The sequence below is a fragment of the Actinomadura citrea genome, from assembly GCF_013409045.1.
GTDB lineage: Bacteria > Actinomycetota > Actinomycetes > Streptosporangiales > Streptosporangiaceae > Spirillospora > Spirillospora citrea.
In genome coordinates this window covers 5915670-5939417 of sequence record NZ_JACCBT010000001.1, presented here as the reverse complement: position 1 = coordinate 5939417, position 23748 = coordinate 5915670, and the positions used below count along the sequence as shown (strand labels likewise).

Here is a 23748-nt window from a genome sequence, read left to right as displayed (position 1 = left end):
ACAGGATGGTCCTTCGACTCCCCGGCGCCGCTCACGGTAGGCGCACCCACGTTGCATGCACGTTGCGATCATCCGGTCACGGATCGTGTCGCGATCCGGCCGTGCGGGATCCGGCGAATCGGTTGCGCCGCCCCGGTGATGGATCGATGCTCGAACGGAGCCGGATTTCCCTCCGGGAGAAAGGGCTGATGGTGGTGCGCGAGCCGGTGACCGTCCGGGCGCCGATCGCCGAGTCGTGGCGGCGCTCCAAGGACGCCGACGTCGACGCGGGCATGGAGGCGGCGCCGCTGGTGTTCGATCGGGACGCCCTCGCCGCCGCCCGCGGCGCCCACCCCCTCGAACCGCACCTGCCGATGCTGGATGCGCTGCTGCGGCGGGTCGCCGATGAGGCCGAGCACCTGATGGTGATCAGCGACGCCGCCGGGCACGTCCTGTGGACGCAGGGTCCGGCCTTCGCCCGCCGCGCCGCCGACGCCATCGGCCTGACCGAGGGCTTCCTCTGGTCGGAGGACGCCGTCGGAACCAACGGCATCGGCACCGCGCTCGCCTCCGGGCGGCCCGAGTACGTGTACGCCGCCGAGCACGTCGCGCACATCCTGCACTGCTGGTCGTGCGCCGGTGCGCCGATCACCGATCCCGACTCGGGACGCGTGGTGGGCTGCATCGACGTCAGCGCGACGGTGGGGGCGCTGCATCCCGCGACCGTCGCGCTCGTCGCCGCGGCGGCGCGGCTGGCCGAGGCGCGGATGGAGAACGAGATGCTGGGGCGCGACCAGCGGCTGCGCGAGCGGCTCCTGCCGCACCTGCGGGGGCTGCGCGGCACCGGCGTCCTCGCCACCGCCGCCGGCCGCATCCTCGCGGCACCGGGGGGCGGGCTGGTCGGCCGGCGCGTCGCCGTCCCCGAACCCGGTGGGACGGTCGTGCTGCCGGACGGCCGCACGGCCATCGCCGAGCCGCTGGGCGAGGCGTTCCTCCTGCGGATCCCGGGGGCGCGCGGCCGGGTCGACGAGAGCGCCCCGCCCGAGCGCGGCCTGGCGGCCAGGCCCGCGGCCGCCGGGGCGCCGCTGCTGACGCTGGCGCTGCTCGGCGACGGGCCGCACGCGCTGCTGGACGGGCGGCGCTTCGACCTGACGCTGCGGCACGCCGAGATCCTCGCGCTGCTGGCGCTGCATCCGCGGGGGCTGAGCGGCGACCGGCTCTCGCTGTACCTGTACGGCGACGAGGGCAGCGCGGCGACCGTCCGCCCCGAGATCCACCGGCTCCGCCACCAGTTCGGCGACGTCGTGCGCGCCCGCCCCTACCGGCTCGGCTGCGCGGTCGACGCCGACTTCCTCGCGGTCCGGCGGCTGCTGGACGAGGGGGACGTCGCCGGCGCCGTGCGGCTGTACGGGGGCGAGCTGCTGCCGCGCTCGGACGCGCCCGCCGTCCGCGTGGAACGCGACGAGCTGGCGGTGCGGGTCCGGCGGCAGGTGCTCGACCGGGGCGGCGCCGACGTGCTGTGGATCTACGCGCAGACCGAGCCGGGCCGCGCGGACCTGGAGGCGCTGGAGCGGCTGCGGGGCGTCCTGCCGCCGGGGGATCCGCGGCTGGCCGCCGTGACCTCCCGCAGCGCCCGGCTCCTCAGCGGCGAGCCGTAGGCGGCGGCACCGCGGCGGTGGCGAGGTGGGCGCAGTCGTTGTAGCAGACGGGCGCGAGCCCGGTCCCGTCGTGGCGCCACCGGGTGACCGACGCGTTGGCGACGGGCTCCTTCTCGATCCGCATGACCTCCTGCTCGGTCAGCTCCTCCACCAGGTAGCGGGTCATGACGATGATCGCGTCATGGGCGACGACCAGGGCCCGGCCGCCGGGCGCGCCGGTCTCCAGGTCGCGGTAGAAGCTGCGCAGCCGCAGCGCCAGGTCGGCCCACGACTCGCCGCCGGGCGGCCGGTGGTAGAACTTGCCGAGCTGGCGCAGCCGCTCGGCCTCACCCGGGTACCGGGTGCGGACGCCGCGGGGGGTGAGCCCCTGCAGGACCCCCTGCTCGCGGTCGCGGATCCGCTCGTCCACCCGGATCCGCGGGACGGCGAAGGAGGTCTCGGCGAGCGCGATCCTCGCGGTGTCGTGGGCGCGCACGTAGGGAGAGGTGATCACCGTCGTGGGGCGCTCGTCCTCGGGGAGCGCGTCCAGCCACCGGCCGAGCGCCGCCGCCTGGGCCCGGCCGGTGTCCGACAGCGGGACGTCGGCGTCCCGCTCGGGGATGTCGACCTCCTCGGCGTCGGTGCCGAGGACGGCCTGGTAGGCGAGATTGCCGGTGCTCTCACCGTGCCGGGTCAGGGTCAGCCATCGCAGCGCGTTCACGCCCGCCATGCTGCCATGCCCCGCCGCTTCCCGGCCCCGCGCCGGGGGGCGCCGTGCCCTGCCGGGCGGCGGCGTCGCGGTTGCTCTACAGCCGGTAGTACTCTTTGGTGCCGTGACGAACGTGCTGTCCACCACGACCATCGTGGTGGCGCTCCTGGCCGCCGGCTACGCCCTGGTGACGGCGCTGCGCGGCCGGGCGATGGGCGCCGGCGACCTCGCCGCGTTCGGCGTCCTGGAGGTGCTGCTGGTCGCGCAGGCCGTGGTCGCCTTCGTCAGGCTCTCCGGCGGCGAGGGCCCGGACGGCCCCGCCACCTTCGTCGGCTACCTGCTGGGATCGCTGCTGGTCCCCGTCGCCGGCGCCGGGTGGGGGCTGCTGGAGCGCACCCGGTGGGGCCCCACCGTGCTCGTCGTGGCCGGGGTGGCCGTCGCCGTCATGATCGTGCGGATGAACCAGCTGTGGAGCGGTACCGGTGCCTGACCCCGAACACGAGCCCGTCCGCGAGACCGAGCCCGTCCGCGAGGACCCGCCCGCCCCCGAGACCGCGGTCCGGGGGCCGCTGACCCGCGCGGACGACGGCGCCCGCGCCGGCGCCGAGGCCCGCACGGGCGACGGTGCCCGCCCCGGCGCCACCGCCGGCGGGCCGGGACGGCTGCTGGTCGCCGTCTACGCGATCTTCGCGCTCGCGGCCGGCGCGCGGGCGGGCGTGCAGATCGCCACCCGCTTCTCCGACGCGCCCGTCGCCTACCTGCTGTCGGCGTTCGCCGCCGCCGTCTACGTCCTGGCGACGGTGGCCCTGGCCCGGGGCGGCCGGACCTCGTTCCGGATCGCAGTCGCCGCCTGCGCGACGGAGCTGGCGGGCGTGCTCGCCGTGGGCACGCTCAGCATCGCCGACCGCGCCGCGTTCCCCGACGAGACCGTCTGGTCCGTGTACGGACGCGGCTACGGGTTCGTGCCCCTGGTCCTGCCCGTGGTGGGCCTGCTGTGGCTGCGCCGCACCGCCCGCAGAGGTGGCGGAACCCCCGCGGGCGGTGGGCGCCCTGTGAGCGGCGGCGTGTGAGCCCTCCGGCCACAGGTGTCTGTCGGTCATGCCGTCCTCCTGCGAGGGGGCGGGTCACGCCGCGGCATGGGCCGAGCCGTGGGATCCGACGGGGAGGGCGCGCACGGCGGCCCGCGTGATCGCCTCGATCTCCTCGGCGGAGCGGTCGGCGGTCGGGTTGCGGCGCATCCAGCGGATCAGCTTCAGCGGCGGCGCGAACACGATGCCGTCGGCGGTGAACGGCGTGCGGGCGAGCTTGCCGCCGTGCACGGCCAGCACCGGCGTCACCGTCACCGGCGTCCCGGCGGCGCGGGAGATCGCCGCGGCGGCGGCCTCGGCCCGCGCGGTCAGCCCGGCGACGAGTTTGGACTGCGTCCGGCCGTCGATGAACAGCCGGCCGCCGTGCTGGGACACCTCGGCCCCCGGCGACCACGCCTCGTTGTGCACGAGCCACACGCCGCCGGGCCCGACCACCAGTGCGTCGGCGGTCCCGTGCTCGGGGACCGTCCGGGCGTGCAGCACGCGGTGCCCGCGCCGCTCCAGCGTGTAGCGGAGGAAACGGTTCATGCGCTGCTCGCCGCGCAGCCCGAGCCGCCACACCCGCGACGCGCTGTAAATGCGCCAATGGACGAGCGTGTCCGCGGCCGCCACCACAACGGCCATCACGACTCCGAAAACGGCGTTGACGAGCAGCCCGCACAGCACGAGCGTCGCCGCCGCCAGAAAGGCGCGTGTCCGCAATCGTCCTTTTCGGCCCCGCTGCCAGAGTTCCTCGTACACCGCCTGCGGCGAGCCGCCCGTGAAAGCGGGGCGGTCCCTGAGGTAGATGGAGCTGCCGAACATGTCCGTCCTCCCAGCACCTGCGGCGACGCCACCAGTATGGGGACGCTCCGGCATTCCCGCCACACTTTGCGAGGTGACTTAAATCAAACTCCCGCGCCACTTCTTGGGCCTGGGGCATTGCTCACCTGCCCGTTCGCGCATGATTGGTGCGACGATTCGTGGGAACATCGGAGAAGAGCCGCCGGAGATTGCCTGAAAGGCGCGGTGCAACTATCACCGCAACATTCAAATCCCTTTTCATTGCAATTGATTGCCCGGTGGTCCGGGCGGCGCGGCACACTGGGACGATGCACCTCAGCGCCGCCGAAGGCCTCCCCGTCCGCCACGCCGTCCCCGCCCTGCGCGCGGCCCTGGACGAGCACGGCGCGGCGGTGCTGGCGGCGCCTCCCGGCACGGGGAAGACCACCCTGGTCCCCCTCGCCCTCGCCGGGCTCGCCCTCGGCGCGCCGCCCGCGCCCGGCAAGGTTCTGGTCCTGGAGCCACGCCGCCTCGCCGCCCGCGCCGCCGCCCGCCGCATGGCCTGGCTCCTCGGCGAACGCGTCGGCGGCCGGGTCGGCGTCACCGTCCGCGGCGAGACCCGCCCCGGCGCCCGCGTCGAGGTCGTCACCACGGGCGTGGTCCTCCAGCGCCTCCAGTCCGACCCCGAACTCGACGGCGTCGGCACGGTCATCCTGGACGAGTGCCACGAGCGGCACCTGGACGCCGACACCGCGCTGGCGTTCCTGCTCGACGTCCGCGCCGCGCTGCGCCCCGACCTGCGCCTGGTCGCCGCGTCCGCCACCGCCGACACCGGCCCGTGGTCGCGCCTGCTCGGCGGCGCCCCGGTGGTGGAGACCGCGGCGGCGCTCCACCCGGTCGAGACGGTCTGGGCGCCGCCGCCGCGCCCCGTCCCGCCGCCGCACGGCATGCGCGTCGACCCGGGGTTCCTCGCGCACGTCGCCGCGACCGCCCGCCGGGCGCTGGCCGAACGCGACGGCGACGTCCTGTGCTTCCTGCCGGGGGTCGGCGAGATCGCCCGCGTCGCCGGGCTGCTGTCCGGCGCGCCCGCCGAGATCCTGCAGATCCACGGCCAGGCGCCGGGGCGCGTGCAGGACGAGGTGCTCGCGCCCGCCTCCCGCCGCCGGATCGTCCTCGCCACCTCGGTGGCCGAGTCGAGCCTCACCGTCCCCGGCGTCCGCGCGGTCGTGGACAGCGGCCTCGCCCGCGAGCCGCGCACCGACCACGCCCGCGGCCTCGGCTCGCTCACCACCGTCCGCGCGTCCCGCGCCACCGCCGACCAGCGCGCCGGGCGCGCCGGACGCGAGGCCCCCGGCGCCGTCTACCGGTGCTGGACGCAGGCCGAGCACGACCGGCTCCCCGCCCGCCCCCGCCCCGAGATCGAGCTGGCCGATCTCACCGGCTTCGCCCTCCAGGCGGCCTGCTGGGGCGATCCCGGCGCGACCGGCCTCGCCCTGCCCGACCCGCCCCCGGCCGCCGCGATGGAGGCCGCCCGCTCCACCCTGCACGCCCTCGGCGCCCTGCGGGACGGCCGCGCCACCGACCGCGGCCGCCGCCTGGCCCGCGTCGGCCTGCACCCCCGCCTCGCCCGCGCCCTCTTCGACGGCGCCCGGCGGGTCGGCGCCCGCGACGCCGCGCAGGTCGTCGCCCTGCTCTCCGAGCCGCCGCCCCGCTCGGCGGGCGACGACCTCACCGCCGTCTGGCGGGCCCTGCGCGGCAGGAACCGGCCCGCCGACCCGCACACCGCGCGCTGGCGCGACGAGGCGGCCCGCCTCCAGAGGTCGCTCGCCCCGGGGGGCGCGAGCCCGGCCGGGCTCGGCGACGACCATGTGGCGGGAACCGTGGTGGCGCTGGCGTTCCCGGAGCGGGTGGCGCGGGCGCGGCGGGGGAGCGGCTACCTGATGGCGTCGGGGACGGGGGCCGAGCCGGCGGAGGGGTCGGCGCTGGCCGCGGCGCGGCCCGGCTGGCTCGCGGTCGCGGCGGCCGACCGTCCCGCCGGGGCGGCGTCGGCGCGGGTGCGGCAGGCCGTGGTGATCGACGAGGAGATCGCGCGGTCCGCGGCGGCGCCGCTGGTCGAGACCGTCGAGGAGGTCGTGTGGCGCGACGGCGAGGTGGTGGCGCGCCGCGTCGAGCGCCTCGGCGCGATCGAGCTGGAGGCGCGGCCGCTGCGGGAACCCGATCCCGGGCTCGTGCGCGCCGCCCTGCTGGACGGGGTGCGCGCGGAGGGCCTCGGGCTGCTGCGCTGGAGCCCGGCGGCCGTCGCGCTGCGGGAGCGGCTGGCGTTCCTGCGCGGAGCCCTCGGGGAGCCCTGGCCCGCGGTCGACGACGCGGCGCTGCTGGAGCGGGCGCCGGAGTGGCTGTCCGGCGCGCGGCGGCGGGCCGACCTGGCGAAGGTGGACGTCGCGGGCCTGCTGCGCGGGCTGCTGCCGTGGGACCTGGCGAAGCGGCTGGAGGAGTACGCGCCCGAACGGGTCGAGGTCCCGTCCGGGTCGCGGATCCGGGTCGACTACTCGGGGGAGCGGCCCGTCCTCGCGGTGAAGCTGCAGGAGCTGTTCGGGTGGGACGCGGCGCCGCGGCTCGCCGGCGGGCGGGTGCCCCTGGTCGTGCACCTGCTGTCGCCCGCGGGACGCCCGGCGGCGGTCACCGCGGACCTGGCCTCGTTCTGGCGCGAGGGGTACCGCGCGGTCCGGGCCGAGCTGCGCGGCCGGTACCCCCGGCACCCGTGGCCGGAGGACCCGGCGGGCGCCGTGGCGACGAAGCGGACCAAGCGGGCTAGCGGGAGCTGATCAGCATGTCGATGCCGTCCAGGACGCGCGCGAGGCCGAACTCGAAGGCGCGTCCGGGCGCGATGGCGGCGCTGTACTCGTACCCGACCGCGGCGCCGACGCGGGTCCCGAGCGGGTAGTCGTCCTCGGTCACCAGCTTTTCCAGGAGGGGGGCGCTCGCCTCCCACCACTGCTCGTCGGTCATCCCGCTGCGGCGCTCGGCCTCGGCGGCGTTGACCGACACGCGGGCGGCGCTCTCGGCGAAGCCGGTCACGAGCGCGACGACGGAGTCCATCTCCAGGTCGCTGAGGCCGAGGCCGTCCACGGCGCGCAGTTCGAACTCGAATCTGGCGCACGTGTTCGGGCCGAGCGGCGGCCGCGCCATGGTGATCTGCAGCAGCCACGGGTGCCGGTGGAATAGCGCCCAGTCGTCGCGGGCGATGTGCTCCAGGCGGGCCCGCCAGGAGTCGTGCCCGGGCGGCGTCAGCTCGCCGAACGCCCGGTCGACCATGACGTCGATCAGCTCCGCCTTGCCCGGCACGTAGGTGTAGATCGACATGGGGGAGACGCCCAGCTCCTCGGCGATGCGCCGGATCGACAGCCCGTCCAGGCCCTCGGCGTCGGCCAGCCGGATCGCCGCCCGGACGATCTCCTCCGCGGTCAGACGCGGCTTGGGCCCGCGCCGGGGGCGCTCCCGGACGTCCCACAGCAGCTCCAGGGTGCGCTTGGGGTCGCCCGCCCCGCTGTACTCGGTCACCGGCCGATCCTCTCAGGGATGAAACTCTGTACTGCGTACGTTATATTGGCCGCGATGGTAAATCCGTACTGTGTACATAGTTTTGGAGGACGGGTGACGGAACCACGGTTCGCGGTCGTCGCCGAGGGGCTGCGCAAGCGCTACGGCGGCACCGAGGCCCTCGCCGGGCTGGACCTGCGCGTCCCCGCGGGGACCGTGCACGGCCTGCTCGGCCCGAACGGCGCGGGCAAGACCACCGCCGTCCGGATCCTGACCACGCTGACCCGCCCGGACGGCGGCAGCGCCCGCGTCGCCGGGCGCGACGTGGTCCGCGACGCGGTCGAGGTGCGGCGCCGCATCGGGCTCGTCGGGCAGCACGCCGCGGTCGACGAGGTGCTCGGCGGGCGGCAGAACCTCGTCATGTTCGGCCGCCTGCACCACCTCGGGGCCCGGCACGCGCGGCGGCGGGCGGACGAGCTGCTGGAGCGGTTCCGCCTCACCGACGCCGCGACCAGGCCCGCCGGGGAGTACTCCGGGGGCATGCGGAGGCGCCTCGACCTGGCCGCCTCGATGATCCTCGCGCCGCCCGTGCTGTTCCTGGACGAGCCGACCACCGGCCTGGACCCGCGCAGCCGGGGCGAGGTGTGGGACGCGATCCGCGACCTGGTGGGCGGCGGCACGACCGTCCTGCTCACCACCCAGTACCTGGAGGAGGCCGACCGGCTCGCCTCCGGCGTCTCGGTGATCGACCACGGCCGCGTCATCGCCGAGGGCACTCCCGACGCCCTCAAGGCGCGGCTCGGCGGCGACCGCGTCGAGGTCGTCGTGGACGACGCCGGAGCGCTCGCCGACGTCGCCGAGGTCGTCGGCCGGGTCGCGACCGGCGAGGTGGACGTCGACGCCGAGGCCCTGCGGGTCGGGGCGCCGGTGTCGGGGCGGGCGGCCGCGCTGACCGAGGCCGTCCGGGCCCTGGACGAGGCGGGCGTCGCCGTCGCCGACATCGGCCTTCGCCGCCCCACGCTGGACGAGGTGTTCCTGCACCTCACGGAGAAGGAGGAAGTGCCTCGATGTGCGAAGCGAACTGGGGGGCCGTCCCCCCGCGGGGCGGACGCGTGAGCGTTCAGGCGGCGCGGTGGGCCGTGGCCGACGGGTGGGTCCTGACCTCGCGCGCTCTCGCCCACTGGGCGCGCAAGCCGGGCGAGGTCGCCGTCGGGCTGCTGTTCCCGGTGATGGTCGTGCTGATGATGGGCTACCTGTTCGGCGGCCAGATGGACGTCCCCGGCGGGGGCGGCGGCTACCGGGCGTTCATCGTCCCCGGCATGTTCGCGCTGACGATGACGTTCGGGGTCGAGACGACGTTCGCCGCGATCGCGAGCGACGCGAGCAAGGGGGTGACCGACCGGTTCCGGTCGATGCCGATGGCCTCGTCCGCCGTCGTCGTGGGCCGGGCCACGGCCGACATGCTCCACTCGGTCGTCGCGCTGGCCGTGATGGCGGCCTGCGGGGTGCTGATCGGCTGGCGCATCCACGACGGCGCGGGCAAGGCCCTCGCCGGGCTCGGGCTGCTCCTGCTGCTGCGGTTCTCGCTGGTCTGGCTCGGCGTCTACCTCGGCCTGGTCGCCAAGGGACCGGAGTCGGTCGCGGCCGTCCAGGTCCTGGTCTGGCCCATCGGGTTCCTTTCCAGCGCCCTGGTGGCGCCGAGCACGATGCCGGGCTGGCTGGGCGCGATCGCCGAATGGAACCCCATGTCGGCGACCGTGACGGCGTGCCGGGAGCTGTTCGGCGAGCCGGCCGCCGGCGGGTCGTGGGCGGCGCAGCACAGCCTGCTGATGGCGGTGGTGTGGCCGCTGGCGATCGCGGCGGTGTTCCTCCCGCTGTCGGTCCGCCGCTACCGCGCCCTCGGCCGCTAGGGCAGGAGGGACGCCCGGTGCCGGGCCAGCGCCAGCGCCGGGTAGCACGCCTCGGGCAGGGACGCCGTGCCGCCGCGCTCGGTGCCGAGCGCGGCGCGGAGCCGCGCGCCCACGGCCGCCGCGTCGTAGGGCTGGACGACGCACAGCTCCGCCTGCATCGCCTGCCGCGCCGCCGCCATCAGCGCCGGGACGTCCCCGACGACCACGATCTCGGCGGGGGCGTCGCGGTAGGAGAGCCGGACGGCCAGGGCGTGCATCCCGGCGGTGCCGGCGCCCTCGTAGCGGAACTCGCAGACCAGGCGGTCGCCGTCCAGCGGCCCCTCCTGGATCAGCCACGCCTGGCCGGGGACGACCCGCCCGAGCGACTCCTCCCAGGGCGCCGCCGGGACGCCGGCGAGGCGGTCGGCGGCGCGGGCCGCGGCCGCGCGCCCCTCGGCCGGGCCGATCGCGGCGAGCGCCCGCAGGAAGGCCCGCGCGCCCGGGGTGGCCGCCGCGTGCAGGCAGCCGATCAGGTCGCCGAGCGCGGCGCGCCGCGCGGCGGCGTGCGGGGCCGCCGCCTCCAGGCCGCCGAGCTGCGCGGACGTCCACATCTCGGCCTGCAGCGGGCCGGGCTGCGCGGGCAGCGCGTCGGCCTCCCGGACGTAGGCCGCGTACACCTCGCCGAGCCCCGGCAGCATCAGCTCGGGGCCGGCGGACGGTCGGGTCGCACTCACCACCTCAGCCTATGAGACACGGGAGGGCGGCCCGGCCGTCCCTCCCGGAGCCGTGCGCCCCGGGCCGCCGGGCCTACGCCGGGACGGTCAGCAGCGTGCGGCCCTCGCCGATCGTGCGGACCTCGAACCGGCTGATCTCCTGCGGCCGCAGCGCCGTGCCGCCCTGCAGGGCCAGCTGGGGCTGCGGCGACCCCGGCAGGCCGTAGCCCTTGTCGGGGACGGACCAGCCGACGACGGTGTGCGCCTTGCCCCGCTTGTCCACGGCGACCAGTTCGCACGCGAGCGGCCCGTCGACCTTGCTGAGCCGCAGCGCGATCCGGCTGCCCCACGCCTTCTGCTGCATCGCGACCGTCCCGGTGACGCCGGTGCCGGCGTCGGCCGCCGACATCGCCCGGCCGTCCCGCAGCAGCTGGGCGGTCCCGCCGTCCGGCGCGGAGGCGGCGGGGCCGCGGTCGACCCCCAGCGTGTACCCGGTGCCGAGCGCCCCGCCGAGCAGCACGACCCCCGCGGCGGCCGCGGCCAGCGCCCGCGCGGTCCGGTTCCGCCGCTCCCGGCGGATCCGGTGCCGGATCAGGTCGGTGACCGCCGCCGGATCGGGCGGCGCGGGCATCGCCTCCACCGGATCGGAGATCGGGCCGATGCCGTCCAGGGTCTGGGCGAGCCCGCTCAGCGCGCCGAGCTCCTCGTGGCAGGAGAAGCACGACGCCAGGTGCGCCTCGAAGGCGCGGCGGTCGGGCTCCTCCAGCAGGCCGAGGGAGTAGGCGCCGACGTCGACGTGCGGCATGTCCGGCGCTCTCATGGCGTCACGCCCCTCTCCTCCAGGGCGACGCGGAGTGCCCGGAGCGCGTAGTAGACCCGGGACTTCACGGTGCCCACGGGGATGCCGAGATGCTTGGCGGCCTCGTTCACCGAGCGGTCCCGGAAGAAGGTCTCGTTGAGGACCTCGCGGTGGGCCGGAGACAGGGCGAGGAGGGCTTCGGACACGACGACGGAGCGCAGCAGATCCTCCAACCCGTCGGGCACGCGCATGTTCTCCAGCGGGCCCTCGCCCGCCTCCTGCGGCCGTGCGTTCTTGCGGCGCTGGTCGTCGATGACGATCCGGCGGGCGACGGTCGCCAGCCAGGGCAGCAGCGAGGTCGCGTTCTCGTCGAGCTGGTGCGCGCTGCGCCAGGCGCGGATCATCGTCTCCTGGACGACGTCCTCGGCCCAGTGCCGGTCGCCGCCGGTCAGGCGCAGGACGAACGACAGCAGCGGGCGGCCGTACACGCGGTACAGCTCGTTCACGATCACCTGGTCGTCCACGCCGCCGGCGGGCCGCGGGCCGCGGAACCAGCTCCACGGTCCGGGAGGGCGTTCGCGGGTGGCCGGCGCGGCGGCCGGTGATCTGTGGGCCATCGGGGGTCTCCGGCGGGGTGCGAGGGGTGCGGGGCGACGCGGTGACCGTGGGTGTCACGTTGGGAGGCAGTACGGGACCCCTGCGCCGCGCGGTTCAACCGAGACCGTTTCGTGGGGGATTTTCCGCATTGCTCCTTACTTGTTCGCCACCTTTTCCTTACCGCTCGGGCCCAGGGATCATCGAGGTGCGTCTCAGGGGCGAACGGGAGGCGACGACTCCGACCCGCGCATCGGAACCTTCGCCGGGCAACACTCACTCCACGCATTGGAGCGAATGCGGGCATCGGGCCCATTTGCCCACAGATACCGAGGGCGGGGATCGGAACGGTGAAGGAGAACGGGGAAGTACAGCTCAGCTACCGCCTGCTGCTGGCGGTGGACATCCAGGGGTACAGCAGGCGCGACACGCGCGAGCAGCTGCGCGCGCAGCGGCTGCTGTCGGACGCGCTCGACGGCGCCGCCCGCGGCGTCGGCCTCGACCGCGACGGCTGGGACAAGCAGGTCGGCGGGGACGGCGAGCTCGCCACGCTGCCGGAGGGCGTCGACCCGGCGACGGTGGCCGGCGACTTCGTCATCCTCCTCGACGAGGCGCTGCGCGAGGTCAACCGGGACGCAGGCCGCTTCCGGCTGCGCGTCCGGCTCTCGCTGCACCACGGCACGCTCACGGCCGGGCCGTTCGGCCCCGCGGGCGACGCGCCCATCGTCGTCCAGCGGCTGCTGGACGCGGCACCGCTGCGCCGCCAGCTGGCCGACGACGCGGACCGCGACCTGGCCTACGTCGTGTCGGACTCGCTGTTCGACGACGTCGTGCGGACCGGGTTCTGCGCCCTGCCGCCGCGCGGCTTCCGCGCCGTCAGGGTCGTGGCGAAGGGCGCGGTGTTCCGCGGCCACATCCTCACCGGCCGCGCCGTCGGCGAGGACGCGGGCGAGGACGCGGGCGAGGGCGCGGGCGGGCCGGGAGCCCGGACCGCCCGCGTCCTCGACTTCCCGGCCCTCGCCCTCGGCTGACCGGGGAAGCGATCGGCGCGCCCCGCGGTTGACGCCGGTAAGGCCGACGACCGATGGAGGCGGACATGGCGGACGACACGGCGCTGGTGAAACTCCTGGCGGGGCGCGACATCGGGGTGCTGGCCACCCTCAAGCGCGACGGGCGGCCCCAGTTGTCCACGATCAACTACCACTTCGACGAGGGGCGCCGGCTCGTCCGGATCTCGATCACCAGTGACCGGGCCAAGGCCCGCAACCTGGCCCGCGACCCGCGCGCGAGCCTGCACGTCGGCTCGCCGGACGGCTGGTCGTGGGCGGTCGCCGAGGGGACCGCCGAGCTCTCGGCGGTCGCCGCCGATCCGGGCGACGCCGCCGTCGAGGAGCTCGTCGCGGTCTACCGCGACATCAGCGGCGAGCACCCCGACTGGGACGAGTACCGCCGCGTCATGGTCGAGGACGGGCGCCTCGTCGTCCGCCTGCACGTCGAGCACCTCTACGGACAGGCGCGCTGACGCCGGGCGGGGCGCGGGCTAGGCCCCCAGCAGGGCGGCCAGGAGGCGGTTGTCTCCGCGCTGCCAGAGCGTCCCGGTCTCCTCGAAACCCGCCTCGCGGAGCGCCGCGACGTGGGTGGACAGCAGCTCCGACTCCGACCCGTGGTGGCCGGTCGTCTCGTCGCGGGCCACCGCCCGCAGCTCGGCCAGGTCAGGGTCGGCGGCGATCGCCTCCCACCACTGGTCCCACCCCTCGGGACGGTCACCGGCGAACCGGCGCGCCTGCTCGCGCTCGCGCAGGGCGACGTCGAGGGCCGCGAGGCCCGGCGTCCGGTCGTCCACCCCCAGGTTGTCGCCGTTGAGGAACAGCCCGCGGGGCCGCAGCACCCGCGCGAGCTCGCCGTAGGCGACGCGCAGCTGCCCGGCCGACAGCCAGTGCAGCGCCGTGGTGCTGACGGCGGCGTCGGCCTGCCGGTCCAGCCGAAGCCGGGCCGCCCAGCCGGGCTCGCGCAGGTCCAGCTCGGTGAAGGTCAGCCCCGGCCGGCCGGCGTGCACGGCGCGGCCGAGCGACAGCAGCAGCGGGTCGGCGTCGACCGCGACCACGGTCGCGCCGGGGAGGCGGTCCAGGATCCGGCCGGCGAGCGACCCCGGCCCGCAGCCGAGGTCGAGGACGAGCGGGTCGGGCCGTCCGGTCGCGGCCTCCAGCGCGTCGAGGAGGGCGGTGAACCGCTCCTCGCGGTCGGGGATGTAGCCCTCCTGCTGGACGTCCCAGCGGGCGGTCCACGCGCTCGCGACCTCGTGGCTGAGCATGGTCATGATCCCTCCTGTGACTGTCGTATAAACTTTGGACAGTCACAGTGTGAACCCGGAAGGCGTAACTGGTCAAGTGGAGTTCAACAGTCATACCGATGCGGTGGTGCAGGCGGCCGCCGGCCTGGTCAACGAGCTGACCCCGGGGGAGCGGCGCGGCCGCGCCTACACCCCGCCCCCGCCGCCCGCACTCGCCGCCGCCGTCACCGACGTCCTCCGGCGCGTCGGCCGCGGATCGCGCGCCACCGAGGCCGAGCTGCCCGCGCTCGCCGCCGTCGCGCGCGAGCTGCGCGCCGTGTTCGACGCCGTCGCCGCCGGCGACGTCGACGGCGCCGCCGAGCAGGTCAACCGGCTCCTGGAGAAGACCGAGGCCCGGCCCCGCCTGGAACGCCACGACGGGCACCCGTGGCACGTCCACTACCACGGCTCCGACGAGAACGACTGGGCCGGCCCGTGCGCCACCGGCCTCGCCATCGTCATCGGCAGCGAGCTGCACGACCGCCTCGGGGTCTGCACCGCGCCGCACTGCGATCGCGTCTACGTCGACACCTCCCGCAACGGCACCCGCCGCTTCTGCTCCACCGCCTGCCAGAACCGCGTCAAGGCCGCGGCGTTCCGCGCCCGCGCGCAGTCGTCCTGACGGGGCCCCGAAACCGGGCCTGCCGCTGCCGTCGGCGTGGCTGTAGCGTGTGGCGATGATCCAGGCCACCGCCACCACCGCCGCCTCGCCCGAGGACCTCTTCCGGCACCTGGCCGTCCCCGAGGCGTGGGGCGCCTGGGGCAGGTTCCCCACCCCGGCGCGGCGGGCGCGCGCGGGCGACACCGCCCCCTACGGCGTCGGGACGGTCAAGAAGATCTGGCCGGCCAGTGAGCGGACCGTCGCCTACGAGCCCTACGAGCACTTCGGGTACGTCGCGCTGTCGGGCCTGCCCGTGCGCGGTTACCGGTCGGACGTCCGGCTGGAGCGACGGGGCGCCGGCACGTTCCTGCGCTGGGAGGCGACGTTCGAGCCGCTGATCCCCGGCACCGGACCGGTCGTCGGCTTCGCGCTCCGGCAGATGCTGAGGGCCTTCACCCGTTGGCTGCCCGCGCACGTCGAGCATTGCCCGCCGGACTGCCCCGCCCGCAGGGCCGAGGGCATCTGACCCGGCGGGGCCTCCGGCCCCCGGCGGAAGGTCTGAGCCGGAGACCGTGCGACCCCCCGCACGGCCTCCGGCGAAAAGGTGCAGGCCGAGAGCACCCCGCAGTTCCCTCGGCCTGCACGACCATGGACCCCTCAGGCGGGGTCGGGACCGTAGACCTCCCACAGCTCCCCGGCGAAGAACCTGCCGAAGTCGAGCAGCTTGCCCGCCCCGTCGGGCCCCGTCGTGCGGAAGGTCGTCAGCTGCCGCGCGAAGTCGGTCAGCTGGATGTGCAGCACGCCCGCCGCGACGACCTGCGCGCCGTCCTCCTCGTCCTCGGCGACGTGCCCGTCCAGCAGCCGCACGTAGAGGGTGGAGGTGTCCGGCCAGATCCGCGTCGGCGGCCCGTGCAGGACGTTCTTGTGCCCGCTCAGCGTGCGCCGCCGCCCCTCCCCGTCGGTGTAGAACAGCCGGTACTTCATCAGCCGCCTGTCCTCGGGCGCCTCCGCGACGAACAGGTTGAACGTGCCCCGCTCGACAGGGCGACGCCCCCCGTGCCCGGTCGCGTCGACCCATCCGGCGGCCGTCGCCTCGTGGTCCGGCTCGGCCAGGAAGCGGTCGGTGTCCGCCGCGGTGATCGTCAGGCGGAACGACAGGGGCCGGCGCCCCTCGGCCAGCTCGCCGATCCGCGTGTCGGTCTCGCCGTAGGTGACGAACCCCTTCATCTCCTCGGTGAACGACAGCGACGTACGGCCCGCGACCACGGTGGACGGTCCCCGTGTCCCGCCGTGGCTCCCCGATGCCGGGCCGTACGTCGAGCCGTTCCCCGCCCCGCCTGGCGAGCCGGCTCCCCCGGCCGGCTCGGCCCCCGTGGCAGGCGGGGCGGTCGGTCCCCCCGCCCCCCGGCGGGCGGACGTCTTCTCCAGCAGCCGCGTGGCCAGCCGATCGGCCTGCGCGGCGATGGTGAGCGAGGGGTTCGGGCCCACCGGACCGGGCATCGCCGCCCCGTCGGCGATGTAGAGGCCCGGGAACCCGAACACCTCACCGAAGGCGTCGCAGACGCCTTCGCCCGGGTGGTCGCCCATGGGGGCGCCGCCCAGCGGATGGACGGTGATGATGCGCTTGCGGAACCACATCGGGTTGTCGGCGTAGTCGGCGCCGAGCACGTCCGCGATCCCCTGCATCGTCTTGCGGACGCGGTTGAACAGCTCCTCGCTCGTCCGGGCGTTCCAGTCGGCGGCGAGCCGGCCGTCCCTGAGGTGCAGCCGCCCGTCGGCGGTCTCGCGGCCCATGCCGAGCAGCGGCAGCGAGCTGACCGTCAGCGCCCCGTCGCCGATCAGGTCCGAGAGCTCCTTGGACAGGTTGGTGTCCGGCGCGTCCTTGAAGAACTCGGTGAAGCGGCCCCACAGGAACTCCACCGCGCGCTCGAACTCGCCGCGGACGTCGAAGCCGTTCACGATCCAGTCGGTGAACCCGGGGTAGCCGCCGTCCTGGATGTAGGCGCCGGGGCCCGCGCCGGGCACGCCGTCCAGGTCGTCCGGCAGCCGGATCGCCGTGGTGATCACCGGTCCGCGGCTGGCGTCCAGCGGGCGGACCCGGTTGCGGTCCTTGGCCCGCAGCAGGAACGTCAGCAGGTCGCCGTTGCCGCAGAACCGGGTGCCGAGGGCGGAGCTCAGCCCGGGGAACGCCTTCCGCGACTTCAGCAGCAGGTACGTGGTGCCGTACGTGCCGGCGCCCAGCACCAGCCGGTCGCAGGTGATCGTCCGGATCGGCAGGCGGCGCTTCCTGGCGGTCAGATCCGTGTGGTGGACGTAGTCGACCTCGTATCCGCCGCCCCGCCGGGGCCGGATCGCCTTCACCTCGTGGGAGGTGCGGATGTCGGCGCCGTGGTGCGCCGCCGCCGACAGGTAGTTGTGGTCGAGGCTGTTCTTGGAGCCCTCGTTGCAGCCGATGTCGCACTCGCCGCACAGCTTGCACGTCCGGCGGGGGGCGCCGTGCAGGTTGCCGTACGCGGGGTCGGCGATCGGCAGGCTCACCCCGGGCGCGCCGCCCGGCTCGGAGGCGAAGCTGACCGCGAGCGGCGGCAGCGTGCTGTGCAGGCCGAGCTCGGCCGCCGCGTCCTGCATCGCGTGGGTCTTCGGGGTGTCGTCGTAGGGGACCTGGTCCAGCGGGTACGGCGTCGCGCCCATCATCCGCTCGACGGCGTCGTAGTGCGGGTCCAGGTCGTCGCGCGAGACCGGCCACGGCTCGTGCCCCCCGCCGGGCACCGGCCGGTCGTGCACGAACCAGCGCTCGTCCTTGCGCAGCAGCACGTTCGCGTAGATCAGGGAACCGCCGCCGAGGCCGGCGGACACGACGGAGTCGCAGCCCTTGAACCCCCACACGTCGTACATCCCGTACAGGCCGGCGGCCGGGTCCCAGAACGCCCGGCCCATCTCGGCGGGGGAGCGCGGGAAGCTGCCGGGCGGGTACGGCTGCCCGCGCTCCAGCAGGACGACCCGCCGCCCGGCCTCCGCCAGCCGGTACGCGGTGACGGATCCGCCGAATCCGGATCCGATCACGACCGCGTCGGCGTGCTCGGCCGCGCCGATGCCTCCGGTCATCGCTCAGCCCGCCTTCCGCTTGAGGAAGTCCACGACCTGCGGGAACACCTCGGTGTCGGAGGCGGCGCCCATGAACGGGTCCTGATGGCCGTAGCCGGGCAGGACCGCCAGCTCGTGCAGCCCGGGAGTGACCTTCTCCAGGGTGCGGTGGCAGACGATGTTGGAATCGGTGAACACGTGGTTGCGGTCTCCGGTGAGGAACAGGATCGGCGTCGTGACCGAGGCGGCGCGCGAGAGGTAGTCGTCCGGCAGCGCGGCGGAGCGGGGATCGCGCGGGTGGCGCTTCACCGCGCGGCCGGCCTTCACCATCGCGTGGAGGTGCCGGTAGTAGTTGACGTTGCAGGCCCCGAACAGGTCGGGCAGCCGGCCGTGCGTGACCGGCGACATCTTGGCGTGCGTGAAGATCGGTTTCCCGCCGCCCCACATGAAGCTGAGCATGTGGCAGGCGGGCTCGCCGCACTCGCGGTGGAACGGCGCGACGGCCTTGGCGAGCATCCAGCCGCGCGTCAGCAGCGGAGCGTTCGCGTACCGGGGGTCCAGATGGCAGGGCCCGAGGACGTACTCCATGAGGGCCGGCCCGTACCCGAGCTTGATCTTCGACCAGCGCGGGGTCCGCGGGGTGAGCGAGACGCTGTTGCAGACCAGGCTGGTGACGCCGGTGACGGTGGCGGCGAACAGCGCCATCGAGAACGAGATCGCGCCCACGCAGTGGGAGATCACGTGGACCCGCCGGTCCCCGATGTGGCGCCGCAGCTCGGCGAGCATCGCCGGGTGGTCGTGGAGCGCGATGGCGTCCAGATCGTGGCGCGTGGCCTCGGAGTTGTAGGGGAACCGGCCGCTGATCCGCAGGTCGACCGCCCACACGTCGCCGAACCCGGCGTCGTGCAGGTGGTTCACCAGGTTGGTGTGCTCCGGCATGATGTACATGTCGCTGGACGTGGTCAGCCCGTGCACGAGGAGGACGACGTCGTCGCAGTCGTTCCGGCGGAACCGGGTCAGGTTCAGGCCGAGGCCGTCACCGGTCGCGAAGGGGTGCACGGACACCTCGGCGTCCGCGACGCCCGCGTGCGTGAAGCGCGCGATCCGCTGCTGCTCCATGTCCATCTCCTCCGCTTCCTGACGGTCCAACCCTGCCAAACGCGGATATCGGCGCGGCATCGTGGAGAACCCGTACTTACGGGTGCGGGCTCGCCCGCCCGACGTACGGGACGTACGTGAAGTAAGAGTCGGATCTACTCGGAACGGTTCATCGCGGTCGCGACGCCGACCCGGGAGGAGACACCGATCTTGCCGAAGACGCGGGAGAGGTGGGTCTCGACCGTCCGGACGCTGAGGTACAGCCGCTCGGCGATCTGCTGGTTGCTGTTGCCCTCGGCGACCAGCAGCGCGATCTCGTGCTCGCGCGGGGAGAGCCCGAACGGCAGGTCCTTCCTGCCCTTGGCGCCCCTGGCGGGCGTCCCGGGGGAGGGCACCCGGACGCCGAGCCGGCGCTGCTCGCGGACGACCTGCGCCAGCAGCCCCTTCATGCCGCACGACTCGAAGACCTCCGCGGCGGCCCGCAGCCGGTCCCGGGCCCGGGACCGGTCGCCGGCGGCGGCGTGCGCGAGCCCGGCGGCCAGTTCCGCGCGGCCGGCCTCGGGCCGCCGTCCCGCCTTGGCGAGCAGGTCGGCGGCCTCCGCCGCCAGCGCCGCGGACCCGGCGGGGTCGGCGGGGCGGAGCGCGTGCGCGCGGGTCAGCCGGGCCAGGCCCGCGTCACCGGTCAGCAGCGGGTCGGCGATCGCTTCGGCGATGTCGGCCCAGTTCGCGGCGTCGGCGGAGTCCAGCTGCGCGGCGCGGACCGACGCCAGCGCCTCCGCACAGATCACCAGCGTGCTGAAGTCCAGGCCGGAGGTGCCGTCGCCGCAGGCGGCGATCAGCGCGGTGGCGCCCTCCTCCAGCCGGCCCTCGTTGATCACCGCGACGGAGCGGGCGACGTGCGCCATGTGCGTCCACCACTCGCCCGACCCGGTGTCGTTGGCGACGGCCTCGTCCCCGGCCCGCAGCGCCCGCTCGTGGTCGCCCATCCAGGACGCGATCAGGCACTGCTGGATCAGCCCGTAGGCCAGCACCTCCTGCGAGCGCAGGTCGCGGCCGACGGCGGTGGCCTCGTCGGCGACGGCGGCGGCCTCCTCCAGCCGCCCCAGCTGGGCCAGGACGCGCGACTGCCCGGCCAGCATGTAGCCGAGCACGAACGTCTGCCCGGTCGTGCGGGTGATCGACACCAGCCGCTCGGCGTGCCGCAGCGCCTCGTCGTACATGCCGAGGAACGACTCGGCGAACACCAGCCAGGCGAAGCAGTCCAGGCAGTCGGCGAAGTCGTTGTCGGACGCCGTGGAGAACAGCCGGTCGGCGGTCTGGGCGTGGGCGATCGCCTCCGCGACCTCGCCGCGCCCGTAGGCGACCATCGGGCGCATCGCCGCGACCGCCGCCGTCAGGCCGAGGCCCCACCCGGGGGCGCTGTCGGGGATGGTCTCCAGGATGGCGTGCGAGCCGCGGGTGTCGATCCGCTGGATCCGGTCGGCGACGAGCCGGATCCGCAGCAGCACCGCCTCGGGGGTCTGCCGGTCGGTGCTGCGGCGCAACTCGTCCAGGACCAGCGCGCGGGCCTCGTGGATCCGGCCGAGCTGCCGCTCCATGATCGCGCACATGTGCACGGTGCGGGCGCGGCGGACGGTGTCGTCCGGGGGCAGCAGCCCCAGCAGCGTGCGGGCGGTCTCGCGGCCCTCCTCGGCGTGGCCGCTGACGGCCTGCACCTGGGCCAGCTCGACCAGCAGCTCCACCCGGCCGGGATAGGCGTCGTCGGCGGCGCCGGGCATCAGGTCCAGCGCGGCCTGCAGCCAGTACGCGGCGGTGGCGGGCGCCTGCTGCGCGACGGCACGGGCGGCCTCCACCAGCGTCCGGATCGCCTCGGCGTCGCCGAAACGCGCCGACCGCACCACGTGGTGGGCGCGCACGGCCGCCGGGGCGCCCAGCTCGGCGAGCCGCTCCGACACCCGCGAGTGCGCGGCGATCCGCCAGCCCGCCGCCGTCGAGGCGTAGGCGACGTGCCGCACCAGGGGGTGCCGGAACCGGAACCGGCCGCCCGGCGCGGGACGCACCACGTCGTGGCCGGTCAGCACGTCCAGGGCGGTGAGCGCGGCGTTCTGCTCCATCTCCGCCGCGACCGACGCGAGCGCGGGCTCGAACACGTCCGCGGCCACCGCCGCCGCCTGCGCCATCAGCAGCGCCTGCGGCGGCAGCGCGCTCAGTTCGACCTGCAGCGCCGCCCGCACCGCCGCCGGAACCTCGGTCAGGTTCGCGACGCCCTTCTCCCAGTGCCGGTCCAGGCCGGTACCGGCCGCGGGCGCGGTCCCGCCCGCCATCCTGGCCAGCGCCTCCAGGTAGAACGGGTTGCCGCCGCTGGCCTTGAACAGCGCCTCGCACCGCGCGCGTCCGACGTCCGGGCCGAGGAACTCGCGGACCTCACTCTGGGTGAGCGGATCGACCGTCACCCGCGCGCCCTGCGGGCCCGCCGCGTCCACCAGCGCCGCCAGCCGCGGCGACGCCTGCGCGGGACGGTAGGCGACCGCCAGCAGCACCCGGGCCCGCGGCGGATGCCGGACCAGGTGGTCCAGCAGCTCGATCGTCGCGTCGTCGGCCCAGTGCAGGTCGTCCAGGATCAGCACCAGCCCGGACGGCTCGGCCAGCGCCTCCAGCAGGTGCCGGACGGTGCGGTGCAGCTGGTAGCGCGCCACCCGCGACTCGGGCGAGGCGGCGGGCGGGTCGCCGGACAGGTCGGCGAGCGCGGGGAACACGGTGCCGAGCAGGCGCAGCGCCGCCGGCGGCAGTTCGAGGGCGTGCTCTTCGAGGCGGTCGTCGAGCGCGTCGACCACGGCGCCGAACGGCATCTCCTGCTCGAACTCGGCCGCGCGCCCCGCGACGAACGGCAGCTTGCGGGAGATCGCGCCGTCGGCGAGCTCGTTCAGCAGCCGCGTCTTGCCGGCACCGGGCTCGCCGACCAGCGCGACGAGGCCGTAGCCGCCCTCGACCGCGTCGAGAGCGCGGTCGATCCGCTGCAGCGCGTCCCGGCGCCCCACCAGCGGAGCGTTGCCGGGACTCCCGGCGGCGTGGGCCGCACGACCCTCCATGTCCACACCCCAACAGCGACAGGCGGCCGATACGCCGTGACCATGCTTCTTGTTGTGGTACCTCTGAACGAGCGGGATTTACCTTATCGGGTGGAACGTCAATAAGGCGGAACAACACACCCTGCCTGCGCCTAGCCCACCCGCGACGGCGTCCTCTGGACCGTATGTACATAGCTATGAACGGCCCTGGCGGGTCCCATGTCAACCTCGGGAGGGTAAACCGTCCCGCGACCGTGACATCCCGTCGCCGGGTCAGCCGTCCAGGCCGATCCGCCGTGCGGCCTCGCTCCAGCGGGCCTCGTCGCCCGACGGGGTGTAGCGGCGGAGGTCCTGCGTGGCGGCGACCAGGGCGCGGGACTCGCCCAGGTCCGCGACGGCGCCGTGCGCGCGGGCCTGCGCCAGGACGTTGCCGAGGGCGGTCGCCTCGACGGGCCCGGCCACCACCGGCAGCCCGCTGGCGTCGGCGGTCAGCCGGCACAGCAGGTCGTTGCGGCTGCCGCCGCCCACCAGGTGGACGACGTCGATCTCCCGTCCCGACAGCCGCGCCGCCTGGCGGAGCGTGGCGCGGTGCGCGAGGGCGAGGCTGTCGAGGATGCAGCGCACGGTTTCGGCGCGGGTGGACGGCTCGGGCAGCCCCCGGCGGCGGCAGTGCGCGGCGATGCGGGCCGGCATGTCGCCGGGCGGCAGGAACTCGGGGTCGTCGGGGTCGATGAGGCAGCGCAGGCCGGGCACTTCCGCGGCCGCGGCGAGCAGGGCCGGCAGGTCCGCCTCGCCCCAGGTCCGCAGGGACTCCTGGAGAAGCCACAGGCCCATCACGTTGCGCAGGTAGCGGACGGTCCCGTCGACGCCGCCCTCGTTGGTGAAGTTGGCCTTGCGGCTCTCCTCGGTCAGCACGGGGGCGTCGAGTTCCACGCCGACCAGCGACCACGTACCGCAGGAGATGTAGGCGAAGCGGTCCGTGGCGGCGGGGACGGCGGCGACGGCGGAGGCCGTGTCGTGCGAGCCGACGGCCGTGACGCGCAGGGCGCCGTGGCCGGTCTCGGCCCCCACGTCCGCGCGGAGGGTCCCGATGTCCGCGCCGGGGTCGTGCAGCGGCGGGAAGATCCGCGCGGGAAGGCCCAGCCGGGCGACGAGGTCCGCCGACCAGGTGCCGCCGCGGACGTCCAGCAGCCCGGTGGTGGAGGCGTTGGTGCGCTCGGCGCCGATCTCCCCGGTGAGCCAGTAGGCCAGCAGGTCGGGGATCAGCAGGAGCGTCGCGGCCCGGGACAGGTCGTCGGCCGCGAGCTGGTAGATCGTGTTGAACGGGAGGAACTGCAGGCCCGAGGACTGGTAGAGGACGTCCTCGCCCAGTTCGGCGCGGACCCGGTCCATCACGCCGTCGGTGCGGGCGTCGCGGTAGTGGACGGGGTTGCCGAGCAGGGCGCCGCCGGCGTCCAGCAGCCCGTAGTCGACCGCCCAGGAGTCGATGCCGACCGAGGACAGGCCGCGCGGGGCGGAGCGCAGCCCGTCCAGGACGTTGCCGTAGAGGCCGAGGATGTCCCAGTGCAGGGTGCCGTTGACCCGGACGGGACGGTTGGGGAAGCGGCGGATCTCCTCCAGGGCGAGGGTGCCCGGCCCGACGCGCCCGGCCATCACCCGCCCGCTGGACGCCCCGAGATCGACGGCCGCGAACATCGCTTCGCTCATGCTGTGTCCTCGTGGGGGACGACCCCCCACGCCCCCCGGTTCGCTCCGCTCATGCTGTGTCCTTGTGGGGGGGCGACTCCCCACGCCCCCCGGTTCGCTCCGCTCATGCTGTGTCCTTGTGGGGGGGCGACCCCCCACGCCCCCCGGTTCG

The 23748-nt window shown here is 75.2% G+C and carries 21 protein-coding genes; 10 read left to right on the top strand and 11 right to left on the bottom strand.

Going from position 1 to position 23748, the window contains the following annotated elements; genetic code table 11:
* The first annotated feature begins 188 nt into the window (after positions 1-188).
* Positions 189-1637, top strand: a complete 1449-nt coding sequence (locus tag BJ999_RS27500; RefSeq protein WP_229810518.1) for a helix-turn-helix domain-containing protein — start codon at positions 189-191, stop codon at positions 1635-1637.
* Here the strand turns inward: BJ999_RS27500 and BJ999_RS27495 are convergent.
* A complete protein-coding gene (locus tag BJ999_RS27495) occupies positions 1621-2346 on the bottom strand; it encodes a histidine phosphatase family protein (protein WP_179835950.1) in 726 nt (241 codons plus the stop codon). The genes BJ999_RS27500 and BJ999_RS27495 overlap by 17 nt on opposite strands.
* Before the next feature lie 103 nt (positions 2347-2449).
* Between BJ999_RS27495 and BJ999_RS27490 the strand changes: the two genes are divergently transcribed.
* Complete coding sequence (locus BJ999_RS27490) at positions 2450-2815, top strand: hypothetical protein (RefSeq protein ID WP_179835949.1); 366 nt, start codon at positions 2450-2452, stop codon at positions 2813-2815.
* A 172-nt stretch (positions 2816-2987) separates the two neighbouring features.
* The gene (locus tag BJ999_RS27485; protein WP_179838855.1) at positions 2988-3395 is read left to right on the top strand and encodes a hypothetical protein; all 408 of its coding nucleotides are present in this window, start codon (positions 2988-2990) and stop codon (positions 3393-3395) included.
* A gap of 54 nt (positions 3396-3449) precedes the next feature.
* Here the strand turns inward: BJ999_RS27485 and BJ999_RS27480 are convergent, their stop codons facing one another.
* Entirely contained in the window at positions 3450-4217 is a 768-nt protein-coding gene (locus BJ999_RS27480; RefSeq protein WP_179835948.1) for a nuclease-related domain-containing protein, read from the bottom strand.
* 287 nt (positions 4218-4504) lie between these two features.
* Between BJ999_RS27480 and hrpB the strand changes: the two genes are divergently transcribed.
* Positions 4505-7000, top strand: coding sequence for an ATP-dependent helicase HrpB (gene hrpB / locus BJ999_RS27475; protein ID WP_179835947.1), 2496 nt, complete (start codon positions 4505-4507; stop codon positions 6998-7000).
* Here hrpB and BJ999_RS27470 read toward each other — a convergent pair.
* Positions 6987-7736 carry a TetR/AcrR family transcriptional regulator gene (locus BJ999_RS27470; RefSeq protein WP_179835946.1) on the bottom strand — a complete coding sequence of 250 codons (750 nt, stop codon included), beginning with the start codon at positions 7734-7736 and terminating at the stop codon, positions 6987-6989. The two genes, hrpB and BJ999_RS27470, sit on opposite strands and share 14 nt — an antisense overlap.
* A gap of 93 nt (positions 7737-7829) precedes the next feature.
* On the opposite strand from BJ999_RS27470, the gene BJ999_RS27465 reads away from it, so the two are divergent.
* Together BJ999_RS27465 and BJ999_RS27460 are read left to right on the top strand one after the other, a co-directional pair.
* A complete protein-coding gene (locus tag BJ999_RS27465; protein ID WP_229810517.1) occupies positions 7830-8831 on the top strand; it encodes an ATP-binding cassette domain-containing protein in 1002 nt (333 codons plus the stop codon).
* Entirely contained in the window at positions 8783-9625 is an 843-nt protein-coding gene (locus BJ999_RS27460) for an ABC transporter permease (protein WP_179835944.1), read from the top strand. Before BJ999_RS27465 ends, BJ999_RS27460 begins: the two co-directional genes overlap by 49 nt.
* On the opposite strand, the gene BJ999_RS27455 is transcribed toward BJ999_RS27460, so the two are convergent.
* From BJ999_RS27455 to BJ999_RS27445, 3 genes are all read right to left on the bottom strand, one after another.
* Positions 9622-10338 carry a hypothetical protein gene (locus BJ999_RS27455; protein ID WP_229810515.1) on the bottom strand — a complete coding sequence of 239 codons (717 nt, stop codon included), beginning with the start codon at positions 10336-10338 and terminating at the stop codon, positions 9622-9624. The genes BJ999_RS27460 and BJ999_RS27455 overlap by 4 nt on opposite strands.
* 73 nt (positions 10339-10411) lie before the next feature.
* Positions 10412-11137 carry an anti-sigma factor gene (locus BJ999_RS27450; protein ID WP_179835943.1) on the bottom strand — a complete coding sequence of 242 codons (726 nt, stop codon included), beginning with the start codon at positions 11135-11137 and terminating at the stop codon, positions 10412-10414.
* Positions 11134-11733, bottom strand: a complete 600-nt coding sequence (locus BJ999_RS27445; protein ID WP_244983820.1) for a sigma-70 family RNA polymerase sigma factor — start codon at positions 11731-11733, stop codon at positions 11134-11136. Before BJ999_RS27445 ends, BJ999_RS27450 begins: the two co-directional genes overlap by 4 nt.
* A 327-nt stretch (positions 11734-12060) precedes the next feature.
* Between BJ999_RS27445 and BJ999_RS27440 the strand changes: the two genes are divergently transcribed.
* Complete coding sequence (locus BJ999_RS27440) at positions 12061-12741, top strand: hypothetical protein (protein ID WP_229810514.1); 681 nt, start codon at positions 12061-12063, stop codon at positions 12739-12741.
* Positions 12742-12806: 65 nt separating this feature from the next.
* Positions 12807-13232 (top strand): PPOX class F420-dependent oxidoreductase, encoded by a 426-nt coding sequence (locus BJ999_RS27435; protein WP_179835942.1) that lies wholly within the window; start codon positions 12807-12809, stop codon positions 13230-13232.
* A gap of 18 nt (positions 13233-13250) precedes the next feature.
* On the opposite strand, the gene BJ999_RS27430 is transcribed toward BJ999_RS27435, so the two are convergent.
* Positions 13251-14027: a class I SAM-dependent methyltransferase gene (locus BJ999_RS27430; protein WP_229810513.1), complete on the bottom strand. Its 777-nt coding sequence runs from the start codon at positions 14025-14027 to the stop codon at positions 13251-13253.
* A gap of 70 nt (positions 14028-14097) precedes the next feature.
* On the opposite strand from BJ999_RS27430, the gene BJ999_RS27425 reads away from it, so the two are divergent.
* Positions 14098-14661, top strand: a complete 564-nt coding sequence (locus BJ999_RS27425; protein ID WP_179835941.1) for a CGNR zinc finger domain-containing protein — start codon at positions 14098-14100, stop codon at positions 14659-14661.
* Positions 14662-14716: 55 nt separating this feature from the next.
* Positions 14717-15166 (top strand): SRPBCC family protein, encoded by a 450-nt coding sequence (locus tag BJ999_RS27420; protein WP_179835940.1) that lies wholly within the window; start codon positions 14717-14719, stop codon positions 15164-15166.
* 131 nt (positions 15167-15297) lie between these two features.
* Here BJ999_RS27420 and BJ999_RS27415 read toward each other — a convergent pair whose 3' ends face one another.
* The 4 genes from BJ999_RS27415 to BJ999_RS27400 form a co-directional block, all read right to left on the bottom strand.
* Positions 15298-17745 carry an FAD-dependent oxidoreductase gene (locus tag BJ999_RS27415; protein WP_179835939.1) on the bottom strand — a complete coding sequence of 816 codons (2448 nt, stop codon included), beginning with the start codon at positions 17743-17745 and terminating at the stop codon, positions 15298-15300.
* Positions 17746-17748: 3 nt separating this feature from the next.
* On the bottom strand, positions 17749-18843 hold the full coding sequence (locus BJ999_RS27410) for an alpha/beta hydrolase (RefSeq protein WP_179835938.1): 1095 nt from the start codon (positions 18841-18843) through the stop codon (positions 17749-17751).
* A gap of 134 nt (positions 18844-18977) precedes the next feature.
* Entirely contained in the window at positions 18978-21911 is a 2934-nt protein-coding gene (locus BJ999_RS27405; RefSeq protein ID WP_179835937.1) for a helix-turn-helix transcriptional regulator, read from the bottom strand.
* Between the two features lie 252 nt (positions 21912-22163).
* Positions 22164-23597 carry a rhamnulokinase gene (locus tag BJ999_RS27400; RefSeq protein WP_179835936.1) on the bottom strand — a complete coding sequence of 478 codons (1434 nt, stop codon included), beginning with the start codon at positions 23595-23597 and terminating at the stop codon, positions 22164-22166.
* Positions 23598-23748: the final 151 nt, after the last annotated feature.

What these genes read in the sequence shown, in the direction of transcription:
- BJ999_RS27500 (WP_229810518.1), top strand. Translation starts at nt 189, where the DNA reads ATGGTGGTGCGCGAGCCGGTGACCGTCCGGGCGCCGATCGCCGAGTCG.
- BJ999_RS27495 (WP_179835950.1), bottom strand. Translation starts at nt 2,346, where the DNA reads ATGGCGGGCGTGAACGCGCTGCGATGGCTGACCCTGACCCGGCACGGT.
- BJ999_RS27480 (WP_179835948.1), bottom strand. Translation starts at nt 4,217, where the DNA reads ATGTTCGGCAGCTCCATCTACCTCAGGGACCGCCCCGCTTTCACGGGC.
- hrpB (WP_179835947.1), top strand. Translation starts at nt 4,505, where the DNA reads ATGCACCTCAGCGCCGCCGAAGGCCTCCCCGTCCGCCACGCCGTCCCC.
- BJ999_RS27460 (WP_179835944.1), top strand. Translation starts at nt 8,783, where the DNA reads ATGTGCGAAGCGAACTGGGGGGCCGTCCCCCCGCGGGGCGGACGCGTG.
- BJ999_RS27450 (WP_179835943.1), bottom strand. Translation starts at nt 11,137, where the DNA reads ATGAGAGCGCCGGACATGCCGCACGTCGACGTCGGCGCCTACTCCCTC.
- BJ999_RS27445 (WP_244983820.1), bottom strand. Translation starts at nt 11,733, where the DNA reads ATGGCCCACAGATCACCGGCCGCCGCGCCGGCCACCCGCGAACGCCCT.
- BJ999_RS27435 (WP_179835942.1), top strand. Translation starts at nt 12,807, where the DNA reads ATGGCGGACGACACGGCGCTGGTGAAACTCCTGGCGGGGCGCGACATC.
- BJ999_RS27430 (WP_229810513.1), bottom strand. Translation starts at nt 14,027, where the DNA reads ATGACCATGCTCAGCCACGAGGTCGCGAGCGCGTGGACCGCCCGCTGG.
- BJ999_RS27420 (WP_179835940.1), top strand. Translation starts at nt 14,717, where the DNA reads ATGATCCAGGCCACCGCCACCACCGCCGCCTCGCCCGAGGACCTCTTC.
- BJ999_RS27415 (WP_179835939.1), bottom strand. Translation starts at nt 17,745, where the DNA reads ATGACCGGAGGCATCGGCGCGGCCGAGCACGCCGACGCGGTCGTGATC.
- BJ999_RS27410 (WP_179835938.1), bottom strand. Translation starts at nt 18,843, where the DNA reads ATGGAGCAGCAGCGGATCGCGCGCTTCACGCACGCGGGCGTCGCGGAC.
- BJ999_RS27405 (WP_179835937.1), bottom strand. Translation starts at nt 21,911, where the DNA reads ATGGAGGGTCGTGCGGCCCACGCCGCCGGGAGTCCCGGCAACGCTCCG.
- BJ999_RS27400 (WP_179835936.1), bottom strand. Translation starts at nt 23,597, where the DNA reads ATGAGCGAAGCGATGTTCGCGGCCGTCGATCTCGGGGCGTCCAGCGGG.